At 71.9% G+C, this 13,446-nt stretch carries 13 protein-coding genes and 1 pseudogene; 3 read left to right on the top strand and 11 right to left on the bottom strand.

The window, feature by feature from the left end; all coding sequences use genetic code 11:
- Positions 1-174: 174 nt before the first annotated feature.
- From truB to rimP, 7 genes are all read right to left on the bottom strand, one after another.
- Positions 175-1,083 (bottom strand): tRNA pseudouridine(55) synthase TruB, encoded by a 909-nt coding sequence (truB, locus tag ACIPFH_RS42020; protein WP_401835221.1) that lies wholly within the window; start codon positions 1,081-1,083, stop codon positions 175-177.
- A complete protein-coding gene (rbfA, locus tag ACIPFH_RS42015; RefSeq protein ID WP_356261245.1) occupies positions 1,083-1,532 on the bottom strand; it encodes a 30S ribosome-binding factor RbfA in 450 nt (149 codons plus the stop codon). The genes truB and rbfA overlap by 1 nt, the downstream gene beginning before the upstream one ends.
- A 44-nt stretch (positions 1,533-1,576) precedes the next feature.
- Complete coding sequence (locus ACIPFH_RS42010; protein WP_356261253.1) at positions 1,577-1,870, bottom strand: DUF503 domain-containing protein; 294 nt, start codon at positions 1,868-1,870, stop codon at positions 1,577-1,579.
- A 186-nt stretch (positions 1,871-2,056) separates the two neighbouring features.
- Complete coding sequence (gene infB / locus ACIPFH_RS42005; RefSeq protein WP_401835218.1) at positions 2,057-5,194, bottom strand: translation initiation factor IF-2; 3,138 nt, start codon at positions 5,192-5,194, stop codon at positions 2,057-2,059.
- 147 nt (positions 5,195-5,341) lie between these two features.
- Positions 5,342-5,638, bottom strand: coding sequence for a YlxR family protein (locus ACIPFH_RS42000; protein WP_401835216.1), 297 nt, complete (start codon positions 5,636-5,638; stop codon positions 5,342-5,344).
- Positions 5,639-5,760: 122 nt separating this feature from the next.
- Entirely contained in the window at positions 5,761-6,747 is a 987-nt protein-coding gene (nusA, locus tag ACIPFH_RS41995; protein ID WP_356261238.1) for a transcription termination factor NusA, read from the bottom strand.
- A gap of 2 nt (positions 6,748-6,749) precedes the next feature.
- On the bottom strand, positions 6,750-7,292 hold the full coding sequence (gene rimP / locus ACIPFH_RS41990; protein WP_401835214.1) for a ribosome maturation factor RimP: 543 nt from the start codon (positions 7,290-7,292) through the stop codon (positions 6,750-6,752).
- Between the two features lie 217 nt (positions 7,293-7,509).
- Here rimP and ACIPFH_RS41985 point away from each other — a divergent pair, with 217 nt between their 5' ends.
- Genes ACIPFH_RS41985 through ACIPFH_RS41975 form a run of 3 tightly spaced genes read left to right on the top strand, consistent with a single transcriptional unit; the run spans position 7,510 to position 9,530 of the window.
- Positions 7,510-8,091: a hypothetical protein gene (locus ACIPFH_RS41985; RefSeq protein ID WP_401835213.1), complete on the top strand. Its 582-nt coding sequence runs from the start codon at positions 7,510-7,512 to the stop codon at positions 8,089-8,091.
- Positions 8,088-8,603 carry a ferritin-like domain-containing protein gene (locus ACIPFH_RS41980; protein ID WP_401835210.1) on the top strand — a complete coding sequence of 172 codons (516 nt, stop codon included), beginning with the start codon at positions 8,088-8,090 and terminating at the stop codon, positions 8,601-8,603. Before ACIPFH_RS41985 ends, ACIPFH_RS41980 begins: the two co-directional genes overlap by 4 nt.
- A gap of 27 nt (positions 8,604-8,630) precedes the next feature.
- Positions 8,631-9,530, top strand: a complete 900-nt coding sequence (locus ACIPFH_RS41975) for an aminoglycoside phosphotransferase family protein (protein WP_401835208.1) — start codon at positions 8,631-8,633, stop codon at positions 9,528-9,530.
- A 257-nt stretch (positions 9,531-9,787) separates the two neighbouring features.
- On the opposite strand, the gene ACIPFH_RS41970 is transcribed toward ACIPFH_RS41975, so the two are convergent.
- The 4 genes and pseudogenes from ACIPFH_RS41970 to ACIPFH_RS41955 form a co-directional block, all read right to left on the bottom strand.
- On the bottom strand, positions 9,788-11,488 hold the full coding sequence (locus ACIPFH_RS41970; RefSeq protein ID WP_401835207.1) for a proline--tRNA ligase: 1,701 nt from the start codon (positions 11,486-11,488) through the stop codon (positions 9,788-9,790).
- Positions 11,489-11,594: 106 nt separating this feature from the next.
- Positions 11,595-12,125 carry a GNAT family N-acetyltransferase gene (locus ACIPFH_RS41965; RefSeq protein ID WP_356261223.1) on the bottom strand — a complete coding sequence of 177 codons (531 nt, stop codon included), beginning with the start codon at positions 12,123-12,125 and terminating at the stop codon, positions 11,595-11,597.
- Positions 12,126-12,146: 21 nt separating this feature from the next.
- The gene (locus ACIPFH_RS41960; protein ID WP_401835204.1) at positions 12,147-12,995 is read right to left on the bottom strand and encodes a GNAT family N-acetyltransferase; all 849 of its coding nucleotides are present in this window, start codon (positions 12,993-12,995) and stop codon (positions 12,147-12,149) included.
- Between the two features lie 283 nt (positions 12,996-13,278).
- Positions 13,279-13,446: pseudogene (locus tag ACIPFH_RS41955) on the bottom strand (4-hydroxy-3-methylbut-2-en-1-yl diphosphate synthase); the annotation flags it as partial.

Genomic DNA, 13,446 nt, shown 5'->3' with positions numbered 1-13,446 from the left:
GCCCCCCTGCGCTCCCTCGGTTCACTCCGAGCGCCTGCCCGGACGGGTGAATGAACGGGGGCCGTTGGATACACCCTAGGGGTGGGGGAACCGAGGGGGGACCGTGGAGCGGCGGCGCAGCACAACCCCGTGTTCGCCGCTCCACGGGCACCGGAAGACGTCCGGGACCCAGTCTCAACCGCCGAAGACGGCCAGGCTCTTGGCCTTGCCCTTCTGCTGCTCCACCAGGGCCAGGAAGCGGTCCTCGGGGTCGAAGACGGCCACGGCGCCCGCGTCGGCGTACTCGTCGGGCATCTCCAGGCGTACGCCGTTGGTGAGCAGTTGGGCCCGCTTGGCGTCCACGTTCCAGCGGGGGAACGCGGCGGTGGCCGCCTCGGCGATCGGCATCACGCTCAGCTCCTGCTGGAGCTGGTCGAGCGTCTTCGCCGAGTCCAGCTTGTAGGGGCCGACGCGGGTGCGGCGCAGAGCCGTGAGGTGTCCGCCGACGCCGAGGCCGGCGCCCAGGTCGCGGGCGAGCGCCCGGATGTAGGTACCGGAGGAGCAGACGACGGACACGACCAGGTCCAGGGCCGGGGTGCCGTCCTCGGCGACGGCGTCACGGACGTCGTACACCGAGAAGGAGGAGACGGTGACCGGACGGGCCGGGATCTCGAAGTCCTCGCCGTCGCGGGCCCGCTTGTAGGAACGGACGCCGTTGATCTTGATGGCGCTGACCTTGGACGGCACCTGCATGATGTCGCCGCTGAGCTCCGCGACGCCCGCGTCGATCGCGTCCCGGGTGACCTTCGAGGCGTCCGTGGACCCCGTGATCTCGCCCTCCGCGTCGTCCGTCAGGGTCGTCTGGCCGAGCCGGATCGTGCCCAGGTACTCCTTCTCGGTGAGCGCCAGGTGCCCGAGGAGTTTCGTCGCCTTCTCGATGCCGAGGACGAGGACGCCCGTCGCCATCGGGTCGAGCGTGCCGGCGTGGCCGACGCGGCGGGTCTTGGCGATCCCCCGCATCTTGGCCACGACGTCGTGCGAAGTGAAGCCCGACGGCTTGTCGACGATGACAAGGCCGTCGGGCGCGGTCTGCTTGCGGTTCATCAGGCGGAGTCGTCCGTCTCGTCCTCGTCGCCGGGCTTCTTGTACGGGTCGGCGTCGCCCGCGTACCCGGCGCCCGCGGACACCTCGCGGACCTTCTCGTCGGCGGCCCGCGCCTTGTCGAGGAGGTCGTCGATGGTGCGGGCGTTGTCCGGCAGGGCGTCGGCGACGAAGGCCAGCGTCGGCGTGAACTTCACGCCCGCCGCGCGGCCGACCTCGGAACGCAGCACGCCCTTGGCGCTCTCCAGGCCGGCGGCCGCTGCCGCCCGATCCTCGTCGTCCCCGTACACGGTGTAGAAGACCGTCGCCTCCCTGAGGTCACCCGTGACCCGGGTGTCCGTGATGGTGACGTTGGAGCCGAGCCGCGGGTCCTTGATCCCGCGCTGCAGCTTCTGGGCCACCACCTGCTGGATGAGGTCCGCCAGCCTCTTGGCGCGCGCGTTGTCGGCCACTGGTCCGTCTCCCGTTCTTTCTTCGCTTGCATTGTGTCGGTCGGTCAGTCGTCTTCGCCGTGGAGGCGGCGTCTGACCGACAGCAGCTCCACCTCGGGGCGCCCGGCGACCAGCCGTTCGCACCGGTCCAGCACATCGGTCAGGTGCTCCGCGTCACCGGAGACCACGGCCAGGCCGATCATGGCCCGGCGGTGGAGGTCCTGGTTGTCGACCTCGGCCGCGCTCACCGCGTACTTGCGCTGGAGCTCGGCGACGATCGGACGGACGACGGAGCGCTTCTCCTTCAGCGAATGTACGTCGCCGAGGAGGAGGTCGAAGGACAGAGTCCCCACGTACATGTGTGTAACCGGTTCACCCGCCGGTACGGGATCGATGGCCCTGCCGTCCATGCGGCAGGGACATCGAGAACGGTACAACGATCCCGGCGGCGGCTCGACGGGGTTTTACCCCGCTCATGCGTCCGCCGGACGCCGGACCGGCCGGCGGGGAGCGATCCCCCGCCGGCCGGTCCGGACCATGGGTGCTTACACCCGCGGCTTCTCCCGCATCTCGTACGTCGCGATGACGTCGTCGATCTTGATGTCGTTGAAGTTACCGAGGTTGATACCGCCCTCGTAACCGTCACGGATCTCGGTGACGTCGTCCTTGAAGCGACGCAGGCCCTCGATGTTGAGGTTCTCCGCGATGACCTTGCCGTCGCGGATGAGGCGCGCCTTGGTGTTGCGCTTGACCTCGCCCGAGCGGACCAGGACACCGGCGATGTTGCCCAGCTTGGACGACTTGAAGATCTCGCGGATCTCCGCCGTACCGAGCTCGAACTCCTCGTACTCCGGCTTCAGCATGCCCTTCAGGGCCGCCTCGATCTCCTCGATCGCCTGGTAGATGACCGAGTAGTACCGGACGTCCACGCCCTCGCGCTCGGCCATCTGCGCCGCGCGGCCTGCCGCACGGACGTTGAAGCCGATGACGATGGCGTCCGAGCCCATGGCCAGGTCGATGTCCGACTCCGTGACCGCACCGACGCCGCGGTGCAGGACACGGATGTCGACCTCTTCGCCGACGTCCAGCTGGAGCAGGGAGGACTCGAGGGCCTCCACCGAACCGGAAGCGTCACCCTTGATGATCAGGTTCAGCTGCTGGACCTCGCCGGCCTTCAGGGCGGCGTCCAGGTTCTCCAGGGAGAACCTGCGCGTCCGCTTGGCGAAGGCGGCGTTCCGCTCGCGGGCGGCACGCTTCTCGGCGATCTGGCGGGCGGTGCGGTCCTCGTCGACGACGAGGAAGTTGTCGCCCGCACCCGGGACGTTGGTCAGGCCCAGGACCTGGACCGGCGTCGACGGGCCGGCCTCGGCGACGTTGTTGCCGTTGTCGTCGAGCATGGCGCGCACACGACCGTAGGCGTCGCCCACGACCATCGTGTCGCCGACCCGCAGCGTGCCTCGCTGGACGAGGACCGTCGCCACGGCACCACGGCCGCGGTCGAGACGGGACTCGATCGAGATGCCCTGCGCGTCCTGGCTCGGGTTGGCCCGAAGGTCGAGCGAGGCGTCGGCCGTGAGGATCACGGCCTCCAGCAGCGAGTCGATGTTCAGACCCTGCTTGGCGGAGATGTCGACGAACATCGTGTCGCCGCCGTACTCCTCGGCCACCAGACCGAACTCGGTCAGCTGACCGCGCACCTTGGTCGGGTCGGCACCCTCGACGTCGATCTTGTTGACCGCGACGACGATCGGGACCTCGGCCGCCTTGGCGTGGTTGAGCGCCTCGACCGTCTGCGGCATGACGCCGTCGTTGGCCGCGACGACCAGGATCGCGATGTCGGTCGACTTCGCACCACGCGCACGCATGGCGGTGAACGCCTCGTGACCCGGGGTGTCGATGAAGGTGATCTTGCGCTCTTCTTCGTTGACCTCGGTCGCGACCTGGTAGGCACCGATGTGCTGGGTGATGCCGCCGGCCTCGCCCGCGATGACGTTCGTCTTGCGGATGGCGTCGAGCAGTCGGGTCTTACCGTGGTCGACGTGACCCATGACGGTGACGACCGGCGGACGGACCACCAGGTCCTCGTCCTCGCCCTCGTCCTCGCCGAACTCGATGTCGAAGGACTCGAGCAGCTCGCGGTCCTCCTCCTCGGGGCTGACGATCTGAACCTGGTAGTTCATCTCGCCCGCGAGGAGGTGCAGCGTCTCGTCGGAGACGGACTGCGTGGCCGTGACCATCTCGCCGAGGTTCATCATGACCGCGACGAGCGACGCCGGGTTGGCGTTGATCTTCTCGGCGAAGTCGGTGAGGGACGCACCGCGCGACAGGCGAATGGTCTCGCCGTTGCCGCGAGGCAGCATCACGCCGCCGACCGACGGGGCCTGCATGGCCTCGTACTCCTGGCGCCTCTGCCGCTTCGACTTGCGACCGCGACGCGCGGGACCGCCGGGACGACCGAAGGCGCCCTGCGTGCCACCACGGCCACCGGGACCGCCGGGACGACCGCCGAAACCGGGACGGCCACCGCCGCCACCGAAGCCGCCACCGCCGCCGGGGCCGCCACCACCGGGACGACCGGCGAAACCGCCGCCGCCACCCGGACGTGCGCCGCCACCGGGACCGGCCGGACGACCGGCGAAACCGCCGCCGCCACCCGGACGACCGCCGCCGGGACGACCCGCACCGCCGCCGCCACCCGGACCGCGGCCGCCGGGGCCACCGCCGGGACGCGGGCCGGCAGCGGGACGCTGCGGCATCATGCCCGGGTTCGGACGCGGACCGCCGGGACGGGGACCGCCGGGGCCTGCGCCCTGCGGACGGGGCATACCGCCCGGAGACGGACGCGCGCCGCCCGGAGACTGCGGACGAGGACCGCCGCCCTGGCCACCGGGGCCCTGCGGACGGGGACCCGCGCCGGGAGCGCCACCGGGGCCGCCGGGACGCGGGGCGCCCTGCGGACGGGGCGCCTGCGGGCGCGCCATGCCGGCGTTGCCGCCGGACGTGAAGGGGTTGTTGCCCGGACGCGGACCCGACGGACGGGCACCGCCCGGACGCGGGGCACCGGCGCCACCGGGGCGCTGGCCCTGCGCGGCGGCCGGACGCTGGCCCTGACCGCGGTCAGGGCGGTCACCGCGGTCACCGCGGTCGCCACGGTCCTGACCCTGACCGGGCGCGGGACGGCCGGCGGGACGGGGCGCGCCGGGGCGCGGGCCCTGGGAGGCCGGCCTCGGGCCGGACGACTGGGCCGGAGCCGCGGGGGCGGCCGGAGCAGCCGGCGGAGCGGTGAACTCCGGGGCGGCGGGGGCCGGACGCGGCGCGGGCTTGGGACCCGGACGCGGGCCGGAGGCCGCCGGCGCGGGGGCCGACGAGGCGGCCGGGGCCGCCGGAGCAGCCGGGGCCGCGGGCGTCTGCGCCGCGGGAGGCTTGGGGGCGGCCGGCCGCGGTGCGGCCGGGCCCGGACGGGCTCCTTGCGCCGGGGAAGGCGCGCCGGGCCTGGGGGCTGCCTTGCGCGGGGCGGGCTTGCCGCCGCCCTGGAAGGCATCAGTCAGTTTGCGGACAACGGGCGCTTCGATGGTCGAAGACGCCGAACGGACGAATTCACCGAGTTCCTGGAGCTTGGCCATGACGGCCTTGCTCTCCACCCCGAACTCCTTGGCGAGTTCGTATACCCGGACCTTAGCCACTTCGCTCCTTTTAGGTCCGGGTGTGTCCGGACCGTCGCTACTTCATGGGCGTACTCATCGCGTGCTCATCGAGTGCTCATCGCAATCTCGACCTACTTCCAACTCGCGGGGTACCAGAGCCGCACGGAGGTTCCGTGCGACGCCTTCTTACGGTGTTGCCTGTTCGGCAACGGTCGTCTGCTCGACGTACTGGCGCAACGCCTTTGTGTCGAGCGCTCCCGGGGCTCGCAACGCCCTCGTGAACGCCCGGCGGCGTACCGCCTGGTCGAGACAGACCGGGGCGGGATGCAGATACGCACCCCGGCCGGGCAGCGTACCGCGTGGATCGGGGACGCATGCGTCCTTGATCGCCACGATGCGCAGCAGCTCCGTCTTGGCCGCCCGCTGCCGGCACCCCAGACAGGTGCGCTCAGGGCATGCTCCGGCGTGCGTCCGGCCAGACACTGTTAAGTCTACCTCCCCGCGGCGACCTCACCCCTTCGGGTCAGGATTCGAACAGGTGCCGCGTTACATCTGTCGTGATCTGAGCCCCGGCAGGCCGAGATCTATTCCTCTGCTGCTCGGAGCTACTCGGAGGGCTGTTCGATGTCCGGACGGATGTCGATGCGCCAGCCGGTCAGCCGGGCGGCGAGCCGGGCGTTCTGCCCTTCCTTGCCGATCGCCAGCGACAGCTGGTAGTCCGGCACCGTCACCCGCGCGGAGCGGGCCCCGAGGTCGACGACCTCGACCTTGGAGACCCGGGCCGGGGACAGCGCGTTCGCCACCATCTCGGCCGGGTCGTCGGACCAGTCGACGATGTCGATCTTCTCGCCGTTCAGCTCGCCCATCACGTTGCGCACCCGGCCGCCCATGGGGCCGATGCAGGCGCCCTTGGCGTTCAGACCCGAACGGGTGGACCTGACGGCGATCTTCGTACGGTGACCGGCCTCACGTGCGATGGCGGCGATCTCGACCGAACCGTCGGCGATCTCCGGCACCTCCAGGGCGAAGAGCTTCTTCACCAGGTTGGGGTGAGTGCGGGAGAGCGTCACGGACGGGCCGCGCACACCCTTGGCCACCCGGACGACGTACGACCGCAGCCGCATGCCGTGCCGGTACGTCTCACCGGGGACCTGCTCCTGCACCGGCAGGATGGCCTCCAGCCTGCCGATGTCCACGAGCACGTTCTTCGGGTCGCGGCCCTGCTGGACCACGCCGGTGACGATGTCGCCCTCACGGCCGGCGTACTCGCCGAGCGTCGCGTCGTCCTCGGCGTCGCGCAGGCGCTGCAGGATCACCTGCTTGGCCGTGGTGGCGGCGATACGGCCGAAGTCGGACGGGGTGTCGTCGAACGCCCGGGGCTCCTGCCCCTCCTCGAGGTCCTCGGGGTCCTCCTTCGCCCACACGGTCACATGCCCGGTCTCCCGGTTGAGCTCCACGCGCGCGTGACGGCGGCTTCCCTCGGTGCGGTGGTAGGCGATGAGGAGGGCCGACTCGATCGCCTCGACCAGCAGGTCGAAGGAGATCTCCTTCTCCCGCACCAAGCCCCGCAGGGCACTCATGTCGATGTCCACGGCTACGCCTCCTCTTCCATCTCGTTCTCGTCGTTGTCGTTCTCGTCGTTCACGTTCTTGTCGCTCTTGTCCTTGCGGTTGAACTCGACCTGCACGCGCGCCTTGTCGATGTCACCGAAGGAGAGTCTGCGGGCGGTGGCCTTGCGGCCCTTCACGCCGGGCACCTCGAGGTCGAGCCCCTCGTCGTCGACCGCGAGGATCCGGGCGACCAGTTCGCCGTCCTCGGTGAGCTGGAACCGCACCAGCCGGTCGACGGCGCGCAGGTAGTGCCGGTGCTCGGTGAGGGCGCGCTCCGCGCCCGGGGTGCCGACTTCGAGGGTGTACTCGCCCTCGCCCATCGCGTCCGTCTCGTCGAGCTTCGCCGAGAGCGCGCGGCTCACATCGGCGATCTGGTCCAGGTCCGCTCCGGAGTCGGAGTCGACGACGACGCTCAGCACCCGCTTGCGTCCGACGGAGTCCACGGCGATCTCTTCCAGATCCAGTCCCTGGGAGACGACGAGCGGTTCCAGGAGCTCTCGCAGCCTCTCGCTCTGGGTGGTGCTCATCCGGGTGACTCCTCGGCCGCGTGTGCTGTTGTGGGATGGGGCGCGTGTCTGGTCAAAGGGTATCCGGTCGCAGGGTGTGTTGCCGTCCACCTGTGCACGGAGGGTGGCGGCCCCTCGCGGTGCGGTGCCGCTGAGTGGTGCGGGCCGGGCGCGCGGGTACGGTGATCACGGGCCCGCCGCCCACCAGTTCCGTACGACTTCCCCGAGGACGTCCGCCGTGCCGTTGCCCCTCCCCTCGCGCACCCCGTCGGGACCGCGCCGAAGATCCCTGCTCGCGTCGGCCGCGGGAGCGGCGCTGCTCGTGGGCTGCTCGTCCGGTACGCAGGAGACCGAGAAGAGCGCGAGCCGCACCCCGTCGGCCACCGACCGGGCACGCGCGCGTGCGGCTCGGGAGAGCAGCGTGCTGGTGGCACGGTACGACGCCGTCCTCGCCGTCCATCCGGCGCTGACGGGGCGGCTGGAGCCGCTGCGGGCGGAGCTCGTACGGCACATGGAGGCGTTCGGCGGTGCGGGGAAGACGTCCCCCTCCGCTTCCTCCACGAACTCCCCCACGGTTCCTTCCACGACCTCCGCCTCGTCCGCATCCGCCGATCCCACGGCCGGTGCCGCGGCCGTGCCGTCCGCCGTGCCGATCACCGACACGGCCGCACTCGCCGAGCTGGCCGCCGCCGAACGGGCGCTCGCCGACCGCAGGGCCACGGAGCTGCTGGACGTCCCCGGTGAACTGGCCCGGCTGCTGGCCTCGGTGGCGGCGGCCGGTGCGGCGCACGCCTATCTGCTGACGGAGGGGACGCGATGAGTGAGGAGACGAGTCCGGAACTGACCGCACTCCAGGCGGCGTTGGCCGCCGAACACGCCGCCGTGTACGGGTACGGGGTGGTCGGCGGCCGGATCGGCGAGGGGCGGCGCTCCGAGGCACGGGCGGCCTACGACGCGCACCGCGCGCGCCGGGACGCGCTGGGGCGCGAGGTGCGCGACCTGGGGGCCGAACCGGTCGCCGCGAGCGCCGGTTACGCGCTGCCGTTCCCGGTGCCGGACTCGGCCGCGGCGGTCCGGCTCGCCGCGGAGCTGGAGGAACGCGTGGCCGGGGTGTACTCCGACCTGGTGCGGGCAGCCGGGGACGCACGGCGCCGGGAGGCCGCGGGCGCGCTGCGGGAGGCGGCGGTCCGTGCGGTGCGCTGGCGCGGCGGGAGCGTAGCCTTCCCTGGTCTCGCCGAGCGGACCGGTACGGATCCGGCCACGGGCTCGGCCTCCGCACCGGCAGCGGCCACGCCGACGGCGGCGGCGCCCTCGGGGACACCGGCGGCTTGACCGAAGAGCGAAGGGAACGACTCGCGCATGGCTTTCGAACCGCCGCAGCGTCTGGTCAGGGCGCTCGGTGAGACGGCACCGGACGGTGACGGCTGGTTGGAGAAGCTGCCGGAGACGGCCCGACTGGCCGTGGCGCTGAGCGAGTCGACCGTCGACCGGGTGCAGGTGCCGGGCGGCCGGACCAGCCTGGTCGTGCTCGTGCGCCGGGTGGACGGGACACCGGCCGTGCTGAAGCTGGCCCCGCCCCGGTTCCGGCCGGAGGCCGAGCGGGCCGCGCTGGCGCACTGGGACGGCCTGGGCGCCGTCCAGTTGCTGGAAGGACCGCAGACCGCGGGGGCGCTGCTGCTCGAGCGGCTGCATCCCGACGTGTCGGTGCGGTCGCTGGCCGAGGCGAAGGCCCTGCTGGAGGCGGCGGGGGCGTTGCGGCGGCTGTGGGTGGAGCCACCGGCCGGCCATTCCTTCGAGTCCGTGGCCGACCGGACGGGACGGCAGGCGGCGGCGATGCGCGCCAGTGCGGAGGCCGATCCCGAGGTGGCCGCCCTGGTGGACGCGGCGCTCGCCGCCCGCGCGGAGTTGCTGGCGGCGCCGCCCGAGCACCGGTTGCTGCACGGCACGTTCCGGCAGAGCAAGGTGCTGGCCGGTTACCGGATGCCGTGGCTGGCCGTGGGGCCGGATCCGGTGGTCGGCGAATGCGCCTTCGACCTGGCCCGGCTGGTCCGCGACCGGGTGGAGGACCTGATCGCCTCACCGTCCGGAGCGGCGACGACCCGGCGCCGGGTGAAGCGGCTCGCGGAGTCGCTCGAACTGGACCAGGACCGACTGCGGGGCTGGACGCTGTTCCGGGCGGTGGAGTCGGGGGTCCGGGCGCGGCGGGTCGGCCGGACGCGGGACGCCGAGCTGCTGCTCGAGTTCGCGAGCTGGCTTTAACCACTGTGTCGGCGTCGGCCCGCATGGTGCCGACCAGGGCGAACACCCCGGCCGCCGCGGCGAGCGTCACGGCCGCGGCCAGGGCGGCCGGCGCCGCACAACCCCGCGGACCGCTGCCGCGGCCCCCGTTCCTCCGGGCGCCATGACCGTTCCCCTCCGCGGTGACGTCATTACGCCCTACGGTCGGGGAACGGCCTGAGAGAAGTCCGTGAGGCAGCCATACGCCCCGGCAGAACTCCCTGAGACGTTGCGTCGGATCACGCCGTCAGCCGCGCGATCGCCTCGTCGACCGTGAGCTCCTCGCGCTCACCGGTCCTGCGGTCCTTCAGCTCCAGGACGCCCTCGGCGGAGCGGCGGCCCGCCACCAGGATCTTCGGTACGCCCATCAGCTCGGAGTCGGTGAACTTCACACCCGGGGAGACGCCGGGCCGGTCGTCGACCAGGACGCGCAGACCGGCCGCGCGCAGCCGCTCGGAGACGTCGAGCGCCAGCTCGGTCTGCAGGGCCTTGCCCGCGGCGACGACGTGCACGTCGGCCGGGGCGACCTCGGCGGGCCAGCACAGGCCCTTGTCGTCGGCGCTCTGCTCGGCGAGGGCGGCGACCGCGCGGGAGACGCCGATGCCGTAGGAGCCCATGGTCACGCGGACCGGCTTGCCGTGCTGGCCGAGGACGTCGAGCTTGAGGGCGTCGGCGTACTTGCGGCCCAGCTGGAAGATGTGGCCGATCTCGATGGCGCGGTCCAGGTGGAGGCCGGTGCCGCACTTCGGGCAGGGGTCGCCCTCCTTGACGACGACGACGTCGACGTACTCGCCGACCTCGAAGTCACGGCCCGCGACGACGTTCTTCGCGTGGGTGTTCTCCTTGTTGGCGCCGGTGATCCAGGAAGTGCCGGGCGCCACGCGCGGGTCGGCGATGTACCTGACCTTCTCCAGGCCCTGCGGGCCGACGTAGCCGCGGACCAGGTCCGGGCGGCCCACGAAGTCCTCGGCGGTGACCAGTTCGACGGCGGCCGGGGCGAAGTGCGCCTCGACCTTGCCCAGGTCGACCTCGCGGTCGCCGGGCACGCCCACGGCGACGATCTCGCCGTCCACCTTCACGAGGAGGTTCTTCAGCGTCGCGGAGGCCGGGACGCCCAGGGAGGCGGCGAGGGTCTCGATGGTGGGGGTGTCGGGGGTCGGGATCTCTTCGAGCGCGGCCACGCCGTCGGCGTCCACCGGCTTCAGCTCGTACGTGATCGCCTCGGTGTTGGCCGCGAAGTCGCAGTTCGGGCAGTCCGCGAAGGTGTCCTCGCCGGCGCCGGCCGGGGCGAGGAACTCCTCCGACTTGGAGCCGCCCATCGCGCCCGCGGTCGCGGCGCAGATGCGGTAGTCGAGGCCGAGACGCTCGAACACCTTCTGGTACGCCTGGCGGTGCAGCGCGTAGGACCGGGCGAGGCCCTCGTCCTCGGTGTCGAAGGAGTAGGAGTCCTTCATGAGGAACTCGCGGCCGCGCAGGATGCCGGCCCGGGGGCGGGCCTCGTCACGGAACTTCGTCTGGATCTGGTAGAGGATGACCGGCAGGTCCTTGTAGGAGGACGCCTGGTCCTTCACGATCAGCGTGAAGATCTCCTCGTGGGTGGGGCCGAGGAGGTAGTCGCCGCCCTTGCGGTCCTGGAGGCGGAAGAGTTCCGGGCCGTACTCGTCCCAGCGGCCGGTCGCCTCGTAGGGCTCGCGCGGCAGCAGCGCGGGGAGGCTGACCTCCTGGGCGCCGATCGCGTCCATCTCCTCGCGGACGATGCGCTCCACGTTGGCGAGGACCTTCTTGCCGAGCGGCAGCCAGGACCAGATGCCGGCGGCGGTGCGGCGGACGTAGCCGGCCCGGACGAGGAGCTTGTGGCTGAGGACCTCCGCGTCCGCCGGGTCGTCGCGCAGCGTCTTCGCCATCAACTGGGACATGCGCTGGACCGGTGCGTTCGCCATGGTTCTCGTACTCCTGCCGATGGGGGTCCCCCCGCTCGGGCGAAACCGAGAGTGGGGAGGGTAATGGCTAGGAGGTTAGCCGGGAGCGTGGCGGGCCGGAAATCCGTTACCCGCGCAGGAGCGGAAGCGGGGCGCCCATCACCGCGTACGGGCGGGGGGCGCTGGGGAACAGCACCCTGCGGGCCAGGTCCTGGTAGCCCAGAGCGCGATAGAGGGCGCGAGCGGGGCTCTCGGTGTCGATCGCGGAGAGGATCGAGCGGGGCTGGGCCGCGGTGTCGGTGATCGTGGTGATCAGGGCCCGGCCCGCGCCGCGGTTCTGATGGGCGGGGTGCACATGCAGTTCCGTGATCACGAAGGAGTCGTCCAGCCAGTGCTCGTTGCCCTGGGCCCGGAGGTAGGGCTGCACGACCGTCGACCACCAGTGGGTGCGGTCGTTGGGCATGCCGTAGACGAAGCCGACCAGTCTGTCCCCGGCGGTCGCGCCGAAGGCCCTCGCACCCGGATGCGCCATGTGGCGCAGGACGATCTGTCTGCGCACGGCCACCTCGTCGGGGCCCAGTCCGAAGGCGATCGCTTGGACGGCCAGGGCCTCGTCCACATGGGCGGGGAGGTCCAAGGGGCCGATCACGAGGTCCATGGCGGGGAGCCTACAGGGGGCCTAAAAGAGGACGCTCATGAAAGCGCCGACCTCCTGGAAGCCCACCCTCCTGTAGGTGCGCCTCGCCGGGGTGTTGAAGTCGTTCACATAGAGGCTGACCACGGGGGCCACGTCCGCCAGGGCGTAGCGCAGGACCGCTGCCATGCCGGGGGCCGCCAGACCCTGGCCCCGGTACTCCGGGGCCACCCACACGCCCTGGATCTGGCAGGCGTGGGACGTCGCCGCGCCGATCTCCGCCTTGAAGGCGACCCTGCCCCGGTCGTCGAGGCGGGCGAACGAGCGGCCGGCGCCCACGAGTTCGGCGACCCGGGCCTGGTAGAGCAGGCCTCCGTCGCCTGCCATCGGGGAGACGCCGACCTCCTCGGTGAACATCGCCACGCACGCGGGCATGATCGCGTCCATCTCGTCCTTGCGGATGCGGCGGACGTAGGGATCCGGGGCGATGTCGGTGGGCATGCGGTCGGTGACCATGAGGGGCTGCTGGGCGCGGACCTCGCGGGCGGGACCCCAGTGGGGCTCGAGGAGGCGCCAGAGCTGGGTCGTCGGCTCGGCGGGGCCGACGATCGAGGAGCAGCGGCGGCCCGCGCGCCGGGCGCGGTCGGCGAACGCCCGCACCGCCCTCGGCGTCGCGCAGATGGGGACGAGGTTGGCGCCCGCGTAGCACAGCGAGGTCAGCATGCCGTCCTCGTACCAGCCCCACATCTCGCCGCCGAGCCGCCACGGGTCGAGGCCCGCGACCTGTACCCGGGAGGTGACGAAGGCGTTGGCGACCGGCTCGCGGTCGAGGACGGCGAGCGCGGCGTCCAGGTCGCTCGGTTCGAGGACCCGGGAGGTGGTCTGGGTCAACACGCGCGGGGCCTCACACTCAGGTCTGCTGATCTCCGCACTGTACCTGCGGAAGCTTTGGCGTGCTGCCCTGTGTTCGGTCGGCGTTCGCCTGCCGCGAGCATCGGCTCGCCGTGCCGTCTTCGGGGGTCTGTCGTCCCCAGGCCCCCGCTGTCGGCCCTGAACGGGCCTCGACCTCAAACGCCGGACGGGCTGCATTCAGCCGGCCGGGAGCGGAAGCCCGGGGCGTGCGAACGCCGGGCGGGCCGAAGGACCGCAGCCCGGCCGGCGTCCGGAAGCCGGCGGGTCAGCCTGCGACGGAGACCGACGGTTCGCCGGACGGGGTACCGGCCGCCTCCATCTGTTCGGCCAGCTTCATGGCCTCCTCGATGAGGGTCTCCACGATCTTCGACTCGGGGACGGTCTTGATGACCTCGCCCTTCACGAAGATCTGGCCCTTGCCGTTGCCGGAGGC

Source organism: Streptomyces sp. NPDC088157 (genome assembly GCF_044741545.1).
Lineage (GTDB): Bacteria > Actinomycetota > Actinomycetes > Streptomycetales > Streptomycetaceae > Streptomyces.
The sequence above is the reverse complement of the archived record's forward strand: the minus strand, read 5'-3'. Positions and strand labels throughout refer to the sequence as shown.